General features: G+C 58.8%; 16 protein-coding genes and 1 other RNA gene. 7 read left to right on the forward strand and 10 right to left on the reverse strand.

Annotation, left to right across the window (positions count from 1 at the left end; translation table 11 throughout):
- Window positions 1-20: 20 nt before the first annotated feature.
- The 4 genes from ACR0LN_RS07410 to ACR0LN_RS07425 form a co-directional block, all read right to left on the reverse strand.
- Window positions 21-1,031, reverse strand: a complete 1,011-nt coding sequence (locus ACR0LN_RS07410; RefSeq protein WP_480428760.1) for a DUF2927 domain-containing protein — start codon at window positions 1,029-1,031, stop codon at window positions 21-23.
- Window positions 991-2,181, reverse strand: a complete 1,191-nt coding sequence (locus ACR0LN_RS07415; RefSeq protein WP_480428762.1) for a toxic anion resistance protein — start codon at window positions 2,179-2,181, stop codon at window positions 991-993. The genes ACR0LN_RS07410 and ACR0LN_RS07415 overlap by 41 nt, the downstream gene beginning before the upstream one ends.
- A gap of 30 nt (window positions 2,182-2,211) precedes the next feature.
- On the reverse strand, window positions 2,212-3,126 hold the full coding sequence (locus ACR0LN_RS07420; protein WP_480428763.1) for a 5-bromo-4-chloroindolyl phosphate hydrolysis family protein: 915 nt from the start codon (window positions 3,124-3,126) through the stop codon (window positions 2,212-2,214).
- Between the two features lie 174 nt (window positions 3,127-3,300).
- Window positions 3,301-4,191, reverse strand: a complete 891-nt coding sequence (locus ACR0LN_RS07425; RefSeq protein ID WP_480428764.1) for a pseudouridine synthase — start codon at window positions 4,189-4,191, stop codon at window positions 3,301-3,303.
- On the opposite strand from ACR0LN_RS07425, the gene ACR0LN_RS07430 reads away from it, so the two are divergent.
- Window positions 4,172-4,630, forward strand: a complete 459-nt coding sequence (locus ACR0LN_RS07430) for a nucleoside deaminase (protein ID WP_480428765.1) — start codon at window positions 4,172-4,174, stop codon at window positions 4,628-4,630. The two genes, ACR0LN_RS07425 and ACR0LN_RS07430, sit on opposite strands and share 20 nt — an antisense overlap.
- Here the strand turns inward: ACR0LN_RS07430 and ACR0LN_RS07435 are convergent.
- Window positions 4,620-5,312, reverse strand: coding sequence for a metal-dependent hydrolase (locus tag ACR0LN_RS07435; protein WP_480428767.1), 693 nt, complete (start codon window positions 5,310-5,312; stop codon window positions 4,620-4,622). The two genes, ACR0LN_RS07430 and ACR0LN_RS07435, sit on opposite strands and share 11 nt — an antisense overlap.
- Window positions 5,313-5,372: 60 nt before the next feature.
- On the opposite strand from ACR0LN_RS07435, the gene ACR0LN_RS07440 reads away from it, so the two are divergent.
- Entirely contained in the window at window positions 5,373-6,029 is a 657-nt protein-coding gene (locus ACR0LN_RS07440; RefSeq protein WP_480428768.1) for a ceramidase domain-containing protein, read from the forward strand.
- On the opposite strand, the gene ACR0LN_RS07445 is transcribed toward ACR0LN_RS07440, so the two are convergent.
- Window positions 6,020-6,583 carry a DUF4202 domain-containing protein gene (locus ACR0LN_RS07445; RefSeq protein WP_480428769.1) on the reverse strand — a complete coding sequence of 188 codons (564 nt, stop codon included), beginning with the start codon at window positions 6,581-6,583 and terminating at the stop codon, window positions 6,020-6,022. The genes ACR0LN_RS07440 and ACR0LN_RS07445 overlap by 10 nt on opposite strands.
- Before the next feature lie 145 nt (window positions 6,584-6,728).
- Window positions 6,729-6,887 (reverse strand): hypothetical protein, encoded by a 159-nt coding sequence (locus ACR0LN_RS07450; RefSeq protein WP_480428770.1) that lies wholly within the window; start codon window positions 6,885-6,887, stop codon window positions 6,729-6,731.
- Window positions 6,888-7,113: 226 nt separating this feature from the next.
- Here ACR0LN_RS07450 and gatC point away from each other — a divergent pair, with 226 nt between their 5' ends.
- The 5 genes from gatC to rnpB all read left to right on the forward strand — a co-directional run bounded on the left by gatC (window position 7,114) and on the right by rnpB (window position 10,840).
- The gene (gatC, locus tag ACR0LN_RS07455) at window positions 7,114-7,401 is read left to right on the forward strand and encodes an Asp-tRNA(Asn)/Glu-tRNA(Gln) amidotransferase subunit GatC (protein WP_480428771.1); all 288 of its coding nucleotides are present in this window, start codon (window positions 7,114-7,116) and stop codon (window positions 7,399-7,401) included.
- Window positions 7,402-7,404: 3 nt separating this feature from the next.
- Window positions 7,405-8,892: an Asp-tRNA(Asn)/Glu-tRNA(Gln) amidotransferase subunit GatA gene (gene gatA, locus ACR0LN_RS07460; RefSeq protein WP_480428772.1), complete on the forward strand. Its 1,488-nt coding sequence runs from the start codon at window positions 7,405-7,407 to the stop codon at window positions 8,890-8,892.
- A gap of 40 nt (window positions 8,893-8,932) precedes the next feature.
- Window positions 8,933-9,640 carry a hypothetical protein gene (locus ACR0LN_RS07465; RefSeq protein ID WP_480428774.1) on the forward strand — a complete coding sequence of 236 codons (708 nt, stop codon included), beginning with the start codon at window positions 8,933-8,935 and terminating at the stop codon, window positions 9,638-9,640.
- Entirely contained in the window at window positions 9,579-10,292 is a 714-nt protein-coding gene (locus tag ACR0LN_RS07470; protein WP_480428775.1) for an N-acetylmuramoyl-L-alanine amidase, read from the forward strand. The genes ACR0LN_RS07465 and ACR0LN_RS07470 overlap by 62 nt, the downstream gene beginning before the upstream one ends.
- Before the next feature lie 132 nt (window positions 10,293-10,424).
- Window positions 10,425-10,840: RNase P RNA component class A (gene rnpB / locus ACR0LN_RS07475), an RNA gene on the forward strand.
- Between the two features lie 9 nt (window positions 10,841-10,849).
- Here rnpB and ACR0LN_RS07480 read toward each other — a convergent pair.
- From ACR0LN_RS07480 to ACR0LN_RS07490, 3 genes are all read right to left on the reverse strand, one after another.
- Window positions 10,850-11,182 carry a GYD domain-containing protein gene (locus ACR0LN_RS07480; RefSeq protein WP_480428777.1) on the reverse strand — a complete coding sequence of 111 codons (333 nt, stop codon included), beginning with the start codon at window positions 11,180-11,182 and terminating at the stop codon, window positions 10,850-10,852.
- A 66-nt stretch (window positions 11,183-11,248) separates the two neighbouring features.
- Complete coding sequence (locus ACR0LN_RS07485) at window positions 11,249-12,085, reverse strand: DUF2182 domain-containing protein (RefSeq protein ID WP_480428779.1); 837 nt, start codon at window positions 12,083-12,085, stop codon at window positions 11,249-11,251.
- Between the two features lie 12 nt (window positions 12,086-12,097).
- Window positions 12,098-12,733: a DUF1326 domain-containing protein gene (locus tag ACR0LN_RS07490; protein WP_480428780.1), complete on the reverse strand. Its 636-nt coding sequence runs from the start codon at window positions 12,731-12,733 to the stop codon at window positions 12,098-12,100.
- Between the last annotated feature and the right edge of the window lie 45 nt (window positions 12,734-12,778).

The raw sequence follows: 12,778 nt of genomic DNA on the forward strand, positions 1-12,778 counted from the left end.
GGGGTCTCCTTTCCTTGGGCTCAGAGCTGCTGGCCCATTAATTCACGCGCAATGATCCGCACCACCGGACGGGCGTCATCAACCGTAACGCCGGGTTCCAGACGCGGATCGTACAGCATCGTCAGCAATTTCTCGTCATGGCTGGTCAGCAACGCAAACTCATCATCGTCGTTGAAAATCGAGGGCCGTGCGGCGGGACTGTCATTGGACAGGCCAAGGCCCTGGGCAATCTCTTCATGAATGCAACTGCGCCGCAGCAGATCGGGCAGTTCGGTCCTAATCAGAGTAACCGCGCGCACGTAACGGTTCGGCGAGGCGCTGGTCGCCGACGCAAACACAAAGCAATCGATATTGGAGCGTGGGTTGGCAACCAGATCAAGAGAGGCCTGGCTAATGTTCGGGATCAGTTGCTTGAGGCGCGTGACGACATAGCTGCCGTCGTCCTTGCCTGCGAAGAAAACGTGGAAATTAGCCTTTCGGTTGACGACCGAAATCGGGTGATCCGTCAGTTTGGCCAGTCGAGCCGTATACGCCTCGACCTGAGCCGCGTCCTGTTCGCGCGCTTCGGGAGGAACTGATGGCGCAAACTCTGTCTGCACACGCACCGGGCTTGACCAGCGGCTAAGCTGCCCATCCGTCTGGCGAGACGAGGCTGTTACGGCATGATCCGGATACTCGCTGTAAAACGCGATCGCCTCGAAGTTCCGCGCCAAATCATCGGCATCATAAGGTGTATCCGGGCCGCCGCCATCTACGCGCAATAGACCACGGGTCAGCAGATCCCGTTCGACCCGCTGATAGAACCGGGCCAGATCCTGACTGGCTGCGGACGGAGGGACATAGGCGTTGGGCGCGGGCGCAGTAACCGCGGGGCGCGGCTGCGGCACAACAGAAGACGTCAGGGTTTCATCGCAATTGGCCAGAACCAACAGCGCAACAAAACCCAATAGGGGTTTGAGGTATCCCGAAAACCGCACCCGCAGCCCGCCGTCAGCCCGGAACTGCCGTTCCGGCGTTATCACCGATGCCATCCTGCCGCGCCTTGGCCGAGGCCAGCGTGTCGCGCAGTTCGGCTTCCATCTTTTGCAATTCCTGTTCGGCGGCGGCGCGTTTGGCTTTGCCTTCGTCTGCAATGGCCAGGCTTTCATTGATCGTGCCGATCAGATCGGCATTGGCTTGTTTGACGGCTTCGATGTCGAACACGCCGCGCTCCATTTCCTCGCGGATCATTTTGTTGGACTCGCGCAGATTGGCCGCGTTCGAGGTCAGCAACTCATTTGTCAGATCGTTGGCGTCGCGCACGGCAGCGGCGGCCTCGGCGCTGCGCTGAATGGTGACGGCCTGCGCCAGTTGGGTTTCCCACAAAGGTACAGTGTTGACCAAAGTCGAATTGATTTTGGTTACCAACGACTTGTCGTTTTCTTGAACCAAGCGGATCGAGGGCAGGGACTGCATCGTCACCTGACGGGTCAATTTCAGGTCATGCACCCGGCGTTCCAGATCATCGCGCGCAGCGCGCATGTCACGCAGTTCCTGCGCTTTCATGACCTGTTCGTCTTCGGGCGCGGCTTCAACCTCGGCCTCTTTTTCGGGGATGTCGTGGCTGTCGAGTTCGGTCAGTTTTTCTTCACCCGCGGCAATATACAATGCCAGTTCGTCATAAAACCCAAGCGTCTTTTCATACAGAAGGTCCAGCGACTTAATGTCTTTCAACAGCGTATGCTCATGGCCCAGCAGGTCATCGGTGATCTTGTCGATCTGGCCCTGCACCTCTTCATACTGCGCGGTGAATTTGGCAAAGGGTGCGGCTTTGCCCAGCAGTTTCTCCCACCAGCTGCGCTCGCGGCGCACGTCCAGTTCACTGACGGAAAAGCCCCTGATCGTGGTCACGATATTGCGCAGGCTGTCTCCGGCAGGGCCGACGTCTTTGTTGCGTACATCCGCCAGCATCGCCTGGCTGATTTCTTGCAATTCTGCTTGTGCTGACGATCCGAATGAGACGATCGAGTTGGTGTTCTCCATGTCGATCTCATCCATCCGCTTGCGGATTTCGGCACTGACCGGTTCGTCTGCCTCTTCCAGAGTGACCACTTCGGTCGATGGCTCGGGCAAAGCTACCGCAGTCACTTCCTGTACCAGCGTTTCGGCCTCGACCGCCTTGTTCTTGATCGCATCGGACATGGGGTAATCCTTTCTCAAAAATATGGCCGGTCAATCCAACCGGACGCCTTCGCGTTGCAGGCGTTCGCGCAACACGTCAATTTCAACCGTCAGATCGCTGCGGTCATCCAAAAGCATCTTGCGGGTACGCGCCGCGAAATTCTGTTCCAGATCGTCCAGAAGAGACGTGTAATCGGCCAGCGCCTGCGCATCCCGCGTGCGCGCATACACATCCGCAAACTTCACTGTCGCATCGCGGGCACCCTGCAAATAAACAGTCAGGTACTTCCGGGCACCAGCCAGATCGCGCGGATCTTCCTCGACTGTGCGGAACAGGTCGCGCGCGGTGTCCTGAAACCGTTCGACGCGCGCCTCAATCCGGCGGTCGCCTGCGCGCTTGATGGCATCTGTCATCTCGGCCAGGTGGGTTTCCGCATCTTCGACAACACGGGCTACGCGGTCCTGCTGAAAGGTGTCGATCCCTTCCATGCCCTTGTCCTTCATCGGGTCAAGGCCGAATGACACGGAATGCAAAGCGGCGGCCACCACGCCAAACAGGATCGGAGCAATCAGGCTGGCCTGTGCGGCGGTTTCGGCATCCAAATACTCAGTTCGGTAAGAGGCCAACGCCGCGCCGAGCCCGGTCAGTACGCTTGCGAATATCTTGCGTGGAAAAGCAGGGCGGCGCGCGGTGCGGCGTGCGTTGTATTCGGCTTCGGCGCGCAAGCCTTCGCGCAAAAGAAATGCAGCCGCCGTTAGCAGGCCAGCCGCGACCAACCCAATCGTCATCCCAACCGCGCCGTCGTTCAGTGACAAAAACACCAAGGGAACGGCAGGTAGGAACAGGAGGTTGGCCCGAGCCCCCGCAGGTTCGACACGTGCGCCGTGAAATTGCCCGCGTGGTGGCTGTTCATCGCCAGAGCCGCTGCCTTCAGGGCTGAATTTTCCGCCATACCGCTTTGCCATGCGTCACAGGCCCCCAAGCACGCCGGTGCAGACGCCCAACAACAGCACCAAAAGAGCCGCATAGGCCAGTTTTTGCACTCCGGTCCCAGACATGGCGCCCCCCAATCGCAGCAACTACGGAAAATTTAAGCGATGCGAGGGCTTGGCGCTAGGGGGAAGGTTGCTAAACCCGCGTCACTTGCGAGTTTTCTTGCCGATCGGTTCCCGTTTTCTTTGCGGTTTCGCGGGGCGCTTGGGTTTTGTGTCAGGTTCCGCGTCCAATCCTAACTGGTCTCGCATCACACGGCGGCGGATTTCTTCGACCTCGCCGGGCTTCAGGCTGCCCAGTTGGAACGGGCCGTAGGAGACGCGCAGCAGGCGATTTACCGCAAAGCCGATATCCTCCATCGCGCGGCGAATTTCGCGGTTCTTGCCTTCGCGCAGACCGATGGTCAGCCAGGCGTTTGCACCTTGCTGGCGGTCCAGCGAAACGTCCATCGGCAGAAACCGCTCGCCCTCGATCACCAAACCCTTGCGCAGTGGTGCAAAGTCTTCCTCTTTGGGGCGTCCGTTCACCCGCACGCGGTATTTGCGCAGCCACCCGGTCGAGGGCAATTCGAGCTTGCGCTTGATGCCGCCATCGTTGGTCAGCAGAAGCAAACCTTCCGAGTTCAGGTCCAGCCGCCCAACACTCATGACGCGGGGCATATCCTCGGGCAGGTTGTCGAATATCGTCGCGCGGCCCTTTTCGTCGCGTGTGGTTGTCACCAGCCCGGGCGGCTTGTGGTACAGCCACAGGCGAGAGGGTTCAGGCTCGGACACGGGCTTGCCGTCGACGGTAATCTTGTCTTTGCCGGTGACATTCAGTGCAGGGCTGTTGATAGCCTTGCCATTCACGGTCACACGTCCGGCTTCGATCATGCGTTCGGCTTCACGGCGCGAGGCAACGCCCGCGCGGGCAAGGACTTTGGCGATCCGGTCGCCGGGAGGAGGGGTTTTGCTCATCCGCAGCCCATAGCGCATCCCGCCGCCTTGCGAAAGACAGGTTTCTGATGCAGTCAGAGGCATGGAGTTCAGATCATTCATGAATGTGGCCTTGGAACAGGCACGGGCCGCGGCCGAGCGTGGCGAAGTGCCGGTGGGCGCTGTTATCGTTGCGGATGGTCACGTTGTGGCTGCAGCGGGCAATCGGACGCGTGAGCTGAACGACCCCACCGCCCATGCCGAGATACTGGCCTTACGCGCAGCCTGCGCCAAGGCCGGGTCGGAACGTCTGCCGGACCATGATCTCTATGTAACGCTGGAACCCTGCGCGATGTGCGCTGCGGCGTTGGCCGCTGCACGTATCCGGCGCATTTATTATGGGGCAGCCGATCCGAAATCCGGCGGCGTGGCGCATGGCGCGCGCGTTTTCACACACGCGCAGGCGCACCATGTGCCCGAGGTTTATGACGGTATTGCCGGGCGGGAGGCTGCTGATCTGTTAAAAGACTTCTTTGCAGCCCGGCGTGACCCTAAAGTGTGATGGGTTTCATCAATTCCGGCTCAATCACGTCCACCCCCGGCAAACCCTCGATCAGCGCCTGAGCGGACTGTTCCAGGATCGGGAAAGTCTTGTAGTGACAGGGAATCACCGTCTTGAAGTTGAAATACCGTTTGGCCGCGTAAGCCGTTGCTTTCATGTCCATGGTGAAATGACCGCCCGCCGACAGGATGCCGATATCGGGTTTGTAGTAATCGCCCATCCAATCCATATCGGCCATGATATCGGTGTCGCCCGAGACATAGAGCATGTGACCTTCGGAGGCGATCATGAAGCCGACCTCACTGCCGCCGGTACGCAGGCCGTCTGGTGTTGAAAAGGTCGAACTGTGCGAGGCGGGCACCATCGAAACCATGACGCCGTTCAGGTTCACCGTGCCACCCTTGTTGAAACCGATCGTTTCCAATCCTTCGGCTTCGCTCCAATATCCCATCAGGTCGTATTGGCCGACCACGGGAACCTTCAGATGTTTCGCCAGTGACACCACGTCGGCCACATGGTCGAAATGCGTATGGGTCAGAAGGATATGCGTCGCGCCGTCCAGCGCGTTGTCGTGATGGTCCTCGGACAGCACGGGGTTTCCAGTCAACCACGGGTCGATCAGCATAACCTGCCCCCCGGTTTCAATGCGAAAGCTGCCGTGGCCCAGCCATATGATGTTCATGAATTCGTTCTCCTAAAACAAACTGTTGGCATCAACTTAGCATCGGTTATGTAAAAGTTCATGGACTGGTTTCAGGAAATTGACGGCTATTGCGAGCGTCTGACGCCCGCCTATTGGGCCGAACCCATCAACGCCGTGACAAACGCGGCGTTTTTGATTGCTGCTTTCATCATGTGGCGGCGCGTGCGCGGGCAGGGGATGCCGTTGGCAATGGCGCTGGTGGTAATTCTGGCGGCCATCGGCGTTGGCAGCTATCTGTTCCACACCCACGCGCAGGTTTGGGCCGCGATGGCAGATGTTGCGCCAATCCTGTTGTACATCCTTGTCTATATTTTCGGGATTAACCGCGACGTCTGGCAAATGCGGCCACTCCCCGCCGCTCTGCTGACGGGCCTGTTCATCCCCTACGCCGCTGCAACGATTCCACTGTTTCAGTTCGTTCCCGGGCTTGGCGGATCATCCGCCTATGCCCCGGTGCCTCTGCTGATCCTGATCTACGCGTTTCTGCTGCGTAATCGGGTGCCGGAGACCGCCCAAGGTCTGGCCGTCGGAGCGGTGATCCTGATCGCCTCGATCACCTTCCGCGCATTGGACGAACCCATTTGCGCACAGATCCCGCTGGGCACTCATTTCATGTGGCACATTCTGAACGCCACCATGCTGGGCTGGATGATCGAGGTCTATCGGCGGCACATGGTCCGCGCGCCTCAGTCCTGAAACGCGACAGCCAGATGGTCGGGCAAGTCGAATTCGGAGAGCACGCGCGCCCGGCCTTCCGCCGACATCTTGCGCGCGGTCTTTTCGACGATGCTTTGGATTTTCTCGGCTGAGTGCTTTTCCGCGAACGGTGCGAAGTACCATTTGAGGAACACGAAACAGATCACATCTTCCAGCGCCTGAACCTCGTCATCCCGCTTGATGCCCTGTTTGCGCAGCATCCGCCCGGCCGTTTCAATGTCATCCGCATCATAGCCCGCGTCTGCCATCATTCCCATGACAACCTCGGCGTGATGCACACCCTGCGCCTTTCGCCAGGCCAGATATCCCGCGCGGCCTTCTGGGTATTCACTGCGCGCCAGTTTCCAGCGTTCCACATGCTGCCCACGCGCGGCGATCTGCAAAATGTCCGAAGCTTCAGGGAACAGTCGATCCATCTCGGAACTCATGCGCTGGCCATAAAGCAGCTCGACCGGCTCGCCACTGTCTAAGTTGGGGTCTTGCCTGTTGGCCGCATCAATTGCGTCCAGAACTGCTTGCTTGCGTGCGCTCATCTTCCGCTCCGTTGGCTTGCCGGATTTGCGATACAGTCCGGCGTGTTAGTTACTGCCATCGTAGCGGCTGGTTGTCAGAGATGCAGCAGTCTTTTGCATCCCAGCCGGGCCGGAGGGGGTGTTCGGCCCGGCGACATCATTCAAGTTATTTGCTCGGGTTGGTTTGGCCCTTGGTGACCGGTTGTTGAACAGGTTCGGGGAAAGTCAGGTTCGGGATCAGATTGCTTGTCGGTACGCCGAAGGCCATGGCTGGGGTGCTCAGAACGGTTGCGGTCAATAGGGCTGCGGTGATGAGGGTTTTCATTGTCTTTCTCCGTTTTGGCTGTGCCGTGCAATACGAAATGAACCGCGCAGTTTAGTTTTTCAAGGCGTGAACTGAACTAAGTGGTTTACTTTTGCGCATATGGGATATTCACATTTGAATGGCTGCCCGCGCCGTCGGGGCGAAACGGGGCAAATCCAGTCTTCCATGCTCTTGCGACTGCGGCGGCGGACAGGTAAATGCCCCCTAACGCATATGAGGTTTTCCGATGTCGATTGACCAAAGCACCGCCGCCAAGGTGGCCAAACTGGCCCGGATCAAGGTCGAGGATGACGCGCTGCCCGCGCTGGCGTCCGAGTTCAACACTATCCTTGGGTTTATCGAGCAACTGAACGAAGTGGATGTCGAAGGCGTTGAGCCGATGGTCTCGGTCGAGCCTATGCGCCTGAAACGTCGTGCGGATGTGGTCACCGACGGAAATCAGCAAGACAAGGTTCTGGCCAATGCCCCCGACGCGCGCGAAGGCTTTTTCGCAGTCCCCAAAGTGGTGGAGTAAGACATGAGCGATCTGAACAAACTGGGCCTGGCCGAGGCCCGCGACGCGCTGCGTAAGGGTGAGGTGACCTCGGTCGAGCTGACCGAATCCTGCCTGAAGGCTATTGATGAGGCCGACGCGCTGAACGCATTCGTGCACAAGACGCCCGAAATCGCGCTTGAACGCGCCAAGGCTGCGGATGAGCGGATCAAAGGCGGCGAAGCGCCGTCGATGTGCGGTCTGCCGATCGGCATCAAGGATCTGTTCTGCACCAAGGGTGTGCCTTCGCAGGCAGCATCAAAAATTCTGGAAGGGTTCAAGCCGGAATACGAATCCACCGTGTCTCAGCAACTGGCAGATGCTGGTGCCGTTATGCTGGGTAAGCTTAATATGGACGAATTCGCCATGGGCTCGTCCAACGAAACATCCGTATATGGCAACGCGGTCAGCCCGTGGCGTCGTGGCAATGACGATGCGCAGCTGACACCGGGCGGTTCGTCGGGTGGTTCGGCTTCTGCTGTGGCGGCGGACCTGTGTCTGGCCGCAACCGGCACCGATACGGGCGGTTCGATCCGCCAGCCTGCCGCGTTCACCGGCATTACCGGCATCAAGCCGACCTATGGCCGCTGCTCGCGCTGGGGCATCGTGGCGTTTGCATCCTCGCTGGATCAGGCTGGTCCGATGACCAAGAACGTGCGCGATGCGGCCATCATGCTTGAAACCATGTGCGGTCACGATCCAAAGGATTCGACCAGCGCCGAGCTGGCCGTCCCGAATTTTGAGGCGATGCTGACCGGCGACATCAAAGGCAAGAAGATCGGTATCCCGAAAGAGTACCGTATGGATGGCATGTCCGCTGAGATCGAAAAGCTCTGGGCTGATGGTGCCGAGATGCTGAAAGCTGCGGGTGCCGAGATCGTCGATATCTCACTGCCTCACACCAAATACGCGCTGCCAGCCTATTACGTGATTGCGCCTGCTGAGGCATCCTCGAACCTTGCTCGCTATGATGGTGTCCGCTATGGCCGCCGCGCGCAACTGGCGCAGGGCGACGGCATCACCGAAATGTACGAGAAAACCCGCGCCGAAGGCTTCGGTCACGAGGTGCAGCGCCGGGTCATGGTCGGCACTTATGTTCTATCGGCCGGTTTCTACGACGCCTATTACAACCGAGCGCGCCGCGTTCGGACGCTGATCAAGAAAGACTTCGAAGACGTCTTCGCTGCAGGTGTTGACGCCATCCTGACCCCGGCCACCCCTTCGGCGTCATTTGGTCTGGGTGAAATGACCGAGGCCGATCCAGTACAGATGTATCTGAACGACGTCTTTACAGTGACTGTGAACCTTGCGGGTCTACCGGGGGTTTCGGTGCCTGCCGGTCTGGATAAGCAAGGCTTGCCGCTTGGTCTCCAATTAATTGGGCGTCCATGGGAAGAGGGCGATCTGCTCAACACCGCTTATGCGCTGGAAAACGCCGCCGGTTTTGTGGCCAAGCCGGGCAAATGGTGGTAATCCTCAGCTCAGGCAAAACAACGGAAGACGGAGCAGTTGTATGCGCTTTACACTTCTGATCCCCGCAATCGGTTTTGTGGCCGCCTGCAACACTGTGGCTCCGGTAGGTGGCACGGATTTCAATACGCCCACCTATCAAGCCCAGCGTGAGGCTCAGTTGACCGGGCAGGGGTATACTGGAAATCCTTTGCTTGGTCCTGTCGAAGTGTCCGAACAGCAGTTGGGTGCTCCGGGTGAGGGTGCCCCATTGCCGAGCGGAGAGAATGCCGACCTGGCTTCGGCAACAGCGGCCGCGCTGGCCAGCACGTCCGGTCAAAGGGTCGTCGAACCGTCCCCCGTTGAAGATCCGATCAATAACGGGATTTCCGACGAGCAGGATTTCGAAGCAGTCTCAGGCCGTCGAAGCATCGCAGACGATGCCGCGTTGGTTGAACAAAATCGCCAGACCTACGAAGTCGTGACGCCAACTGCCGTGCCTCAGCGTGGTACAGATGGGCAACCCAACATCGTGCAATACGCGCTGAATACGTCCAACCCTGTTGGAACCCAGCTTTACAGCCGCGCGGGCTTTAATCTGCAGGCCAAAGCACAACGCAACTGCGCCCGGTTCCCGTCAGCCGATCAGGCTCAGATTGAGTTCCTGTCTAATGGCGGTCCTCAGCGGGATCGCAAGGGTCTTGACCCGGATGGCGACGGCTACGCCTGCGGCTGGGATCCCAGCCCGTTCCGCAGTGCCGTCAGCAACTGAATCACTGACGCCGATCTGGCACCCTTCGCCCAACTATGGCGAGCGCAGGGACGGCCTGACGCCTTCGCTGATCGTGTTGCACTATACGGCTATGGAAAGCGCTCAAGCCGCATTGGATCGGCTGTGCGATCCTGCGTATGAGGTCTCAGCCCACTATTTGATCGGTGCCGATGGTACGCTCTGGCAGATGGTGCGCGAAGAAGACCGCGCATGGCACGCCGGGGCCGGGGAATGGCGCGGGCGAACCGATATCAATTCGCGTTCAATTGGGATTGAGTTGGACAACACCGGGTCACATCCATTCTCGGAACCGCTGTTGACCGTATTGGAGGCACTGCTGCATCAAATCTCGGAACGGTGGTCACTTTCCCCTGAACACGTCATCGGACATTCCGACATGGCACCGGGCCGTAAATCCGACCCCGGTCCCCGATTCCCTTGGCAAAGGCTAGAACATCTGGGTCTTGCTGGTCCGCGTAGTCAAGGCGCTCCGCGGACAGCGCATATGGACACCTTCCGTGCCATGGCGCAATCCGCAGGCTATACTGCGGAGGCGGACGACTGCACGCTTCTTGCCGCCGTTCGCCTCAGATACCGCCCTTGGGCCAAAGGCCCTCTGGAACCCGCCGATCTCGCGCCGCTGACCGAATAAACCCGATCCGCGCTTCATCTTGCCAAAAATACCCCGGGGTTGAATTGGCCGCAGGCCAAGAAGGGGCTGACCCCTTCACAACCCTATCCCCCCCTTGACGCTGCCGGGTCCACGGCATACCCACCCGAATGCGCGGAGGGCCGGATGGCCGCTGGGGCGTAAGCCCGAGAGGAAAGTCCGGACTCCACAAGACAACGGTGCCGGGTAACGCCCGGGCGGGGTAACCCGACGGAAAGCGCCACAGAAATCAGACCGCCTCGTCTCGTTAGAGGTTCGCCTCTGGCAAAACGAGGTAAGGGTGAAACGGTGGGGTAAGAGCCCACCGCGCCGCTGGCAACAGCGGCGGCACGGCAAGCCCCACCGGGAGCAATGCCAAATAGGGTCCCCGCGCGGGCAGGTCGGCGTCAGCCGATACCACCGCTAAGCGCGTCTTGGCCGAGAGGGACCGGGTTGGCAGCTTGAGCCGCGCAGCAATGCACGGCCTAGAGGAATGGTCATCGAAGGGGGTAACCCCGGAACAAGATCCGGCTTACAGGCCCTCCGCGCGTATATTCCGATCAGTTGCCCGGCGGTGCATAGGCGCCAGTCAGTTTGGCAGCCTTTTTCGTAATCGCTACGAAATCTTTCGCCTTCCAAGCCTGAACCGTTTGCACATTGGACACCGCCCCCGACGCTGCAACCGCCATGCTGATGGCAACCGCATCGGTGCTGTCTGGCGCTTCGCTGATAACGACAACGTCATTATCCCCTGTGGTCATGTAGAACGCCACAAGCTTGCCGCCGGCCTTTTTCAACAACGCCCTTACCGCGCCAGTGCGGTCGGCGGGCTTTTTCAGCATGCCTTTAACGCCTGCCGTCGAATAGGATGCGTAGGTAATGAAAGTTGCCATTTGAACCTCCTTAAAAGTTGATGCAGGACCTGTAATTCGGCCGGTCCATCGGCCTTTAATTACGTGTCAGCCTGCCGCAACTACCGGAGCAGCGACAAGCCAAATACCCGTAGCAATCAGAGCGAAACCGGTGAGAGGAACCAGCCACCGCGCCTGGGGTAACAGCTTTTCTAGCGCGACATAGATGGCGATACCGACGATCCAGTACAGGTTCATCACACCCCCTACGAACAGCAACAACATCAGTGCCCAGCAGCAACCCAGGCAATACGCGCCGTGGATCGCACCGATGCGAAATGCCCCATAGACTCCTGGCCGGATGTGATCTGCCAAAAATTGGGCAGGGCTTCGGCAATGGCGCAGGCAAGCGGATTTCAGGTTGGACAGTTGATACAGCCCCGCTGCGATCAAAACGCCTCCAGCAAATGCTTTTGAACGTATGGTCATCATGGGGCCATCCGACAATTCGATCAGTTCAAGGCCCCATTGCGCCCCCGTTGCAATGGCGCTGAATACAGCCCATGCAACCAGATAGCCGGCCAGGAAAAAAAGGCTGAGCCTGGGTGTGCGGCCTTTATCCGGTCCCATCCGTTTGATGGCAGTGAAAAGCAAAACGGTGGGTGCGGCGCTGGGGGTCATCATTGCAATCATCATGACCCACCACATAAGAAAAATCAGAATCGCGTAAGCTGGCGTCCACTGAGTCTCGCCAGCCATTAGCATTGGCTCCCCGATCGGCCCAGCCATACGGGTCATGTCAACTGCGGACATGTTCATGCCAATTCCGGCAACCGTATACCAAGAGGCGCCGAGTACGATCAGCAGGACGCAGAACAGAACGATGCCGTTGTCACGCCGCAGTACGCGATCCACCACACTAGGGCGGGAAGGGGTCATAGACATGTTTACCCCCAGTTACGCGTCCAGGACGCCGTGGCCTGAAATGTTGAGGTGCGCCAAGTGGGCGTGAGTCGCGTCAAAGGCCAGGTTGATCGCGCCTCCGGTCGTTTTCGCGGTCCCTGAGGCGGCTTCTGCGTGCCGGTACTCGAACCCGTTGGGCAGATGAATTGAGGCCCGGTGAGGTGCCCCGGAAACGATGTGCGGGATCGGGGTAACCTCTACATCGAATATGCCTGAAACCTTGGCGTATCCCATGCGCTCTTCACGATCCCAATTTACCTCGATCGGGGCATAAAGGGTTTCATGCTTGGTCGGAGACATAGCGCTAAAGACGTACCAGACTGTCGCCATCTCGTCAGTGTCTTCACCGGTCATAATAGCTTGAATGGCAGCTTTCTGATCGACGGATGCGCTTTCGTCTATGATCAGTTGCATCTGGCCATTGCCTTCGTGAATTGCGCCGGGCCAGTGATAAACAGTCGCTGCGCGCACTCCAGCAAGATCGGTATTGCCATAGCTGCCGGATTGAATGTCGTAGACGATGACGGCCTCGCATCCACCATGAGTTGGAAGGACACTGAACTGGCAAGGGCAACCGTAGTTGCAATTGCAATTGACCAATTCTTCGGCCTGAAACTTCCATTCTGTCATAACAGCCCCCCAAATAAACATACGCTTAAACTCTGCTGACAGAGG

Source organism: Ruegeria sp. AA6, assembly GCF_056542865.1.